At 55.6% G+C, this 2,242-nt stretch carries 1 protein-coding gene; it reads left to right on the forward strand.

The annotated features are described in order from the left end of the window. Positions 1 to 909: 909 nt before the first annotated feature. The gene (locus A3AG_RS0100120) at positions 910 to 1,845 is read left to right on the forward strand and encodes a cation diffusion facilitator family transporter (protein ID WP_012354613.1); all 936 of its coding nucleotides are present in this window, start codon (positions 910 to 912) and stop codon (positions 1,843 to 1,845) included. Positions 1,846 to 2,242: the final 397 nt, after the last annotated feature.

Genomic DNA, 2,242 nt, shown 5'->3' on the forward strand with positions numbered 1-2,242 from the left:
CGAAGTTAACAACCCCCTTACCTCGAAATTCCCGGGACTTCAAGCTCCAAGCCTCGCCGCGGAGACGGTCCTACTTCCGTATAAGGGGATGCCTTGAGTGGGTGGTAACCTCCAGCGTTGCAAAGCGCTGACGTCTGGTATCATTTTAGTGCAGAAAAAATGGACCGACTCGATAATTTGAATTAGATTTGGCCCAGGTCAATTTCAATCCCGCCGAACACCTTGAAAGAGATTCATTATCGTCCCTACAGGTTCACGATTCGCCTGTATCCGGATGACGCTCTATGCACAGTCGGCTTCCAACTGCAGGAGCTAACTCTCTTCTTCAACATTGTTGATCAGGTCAGAGCCTTGGCAAGAACGGACAACGCAGTGGATGCGACAGATACGCTGCGGTGTTGCGCACTCATTGAGTGCTACTTGGCGACATGTTATGCCCTAAACAGAAATTTTCTGACAGTCCCTACCAGCGATCAGTTCGCTGCGTTCTTGACTAACGTTGTCGCCAATCACATTCCGGGATGACTTCAAGCCAATCAAGTGGAAGTATGACAATCTATCGCGACCGCGGACGCAGCTTACGGCGACAGGTTTGTTGTCTGCGTGGAGGCTTGTCTGGCTGATCGGCTTGCTTTTGACCCACCTCCCGCACCAGGCAGGAGATCCTTCGCGCTTGTGGATGGTGTACTGATTCGCATTTTCTTTGCTTGTGCTGCTCGGTGTTTTCGCGTGGTCAAAGAAGCCTTAAAGGGAAAAGACTAGAATTGGGAAATCGCTTCAAGGATCAATCTTTTAAAAGCAGAGGTGTAGCCCAGCCAATGCAGGACTTTTTTCGTCACCACAAATACGTGATGATCTACTTCCTGTCGCTTTGAGCTATAGTTCCAGGACCAAATCGAAATTCACCAGATGCGTCCCGAACTACCCGAAAACGACGCCAGAAGGCCGACTGACGCACAGGCGCGTTACAGCGCCGGTTGGCGCAGCACGCTTGTCAGCGTGGCGGTCAATATCGGCCTGACCATCGCCCAGGGGGCGGCCGGCATCATCTCCGGCTCGCAGGCGCTGATTGCCGACGCCGCACATTCGCTGTCCGACCTACTTTCAGACTTTGTCGTACTGGCCGCCGGAGCGCAAAGCAGCAAGGATCCGGATGCCGATCACCAGTATGGACACCTGCGGTTCGAGACAGCAGCGTCGCTGGTCCTGGGTGTGCTGCTGCTGACGGCGGCGGCGGGCATGCTGTGGGCAGCACTGGGCAAGCTGCAGCATCCCGCCGGGCCACAGCCGGTTCAGCCAATGGCACTTTGGGTGGCAGTGGTCGCGCTGGCATCCAAGGAGTTGCTGTTCCGCTACATGCTGGCCGTGGCGCGGCGGGTCCGTTCGAGCATGCTGGTAGCCAATGCCTGGCATGCGCACTCGGATGCGGCTTCATCGTTGGTGGTGGCGCTTGGCATCGCCGGCAACCTGCTCGGCTATCACAGCCTCGACCCGATCGCGGCAATGGTAGTGGCGCTGATGGTCGCGCGCATGGGACTGCGCTTCAGTTGGGACGCTCTAAATGACCTGATGGACCGCGCCGCCGACAAAGTAACCGTCGCCGACATTCGCGCCACCATGCTGGGCACGCCCGGCGTGCTCGGCTTGCACGACCTGCGCACCCGCAAGATGGGCGACCAGGTGCTCGTTGATGTCCATCTTGAAGTCGAGGCCACGCTGACAGTGGCACAGGGCCATGCGATTGCCGTCGATGCCCGGCGGCGCACGATGGAGCACCATCGCGTACTCAACGTTATGACTCACGTCGACCCGGTTTACTTTACGAAAACCCTCAAGGCAGAATAGATGTCGCCCTGTTTTTGGGATATCCAAGAAATTAGAGTGTCTTGGTCTCGTTGTCATCGGACCCGGTGGCAGCTTGGGTGTTCAACGGTCATCGAAAAGAGAAATATGACATCGCGTGTTCTCGTTGCTGAGCTGGGTACGCCATGGTAGAAGAAAATCGTATTCCTGATAGGCCATTTGGGAATGATCGCACTCACGCAGTTGGCCCATAAATTCGGACTGAATGGCCATTCCCGTGGAAGTGCACCATCCAAGCGATGTGCCAAACGAGCAAAGTAAATCCTCACAAAAGACGCCGTTAAGACCCATTTCCTTATACGGAAGTCATGACTCTTCCCTCAGTGTTTGAATAGTGAGCGCGGCGTCCATGGTTCGCTGCATGCCGATCCAGATCGTC

This window comes from Cupriavidus neocaledonicus (assembly GCF_000372525.1).
Classification (GTDB): Bacteria; Pseudomonadota; Gammaproteobacteria; order Burkholderiales; family Burkholderiaceae; genus Cupriavidus; species Cupriavidus neocaledonicus.

Excerpts from the sequence above, each read along its gene's own strand:
- A3AG_RS0100120 (WP_012354613.1), top strand. The coding sequence starts at position 910 with ATGCGTCCCGAACTACCCGAAAACGACGCCAGAAGGCCGACTGACGCA.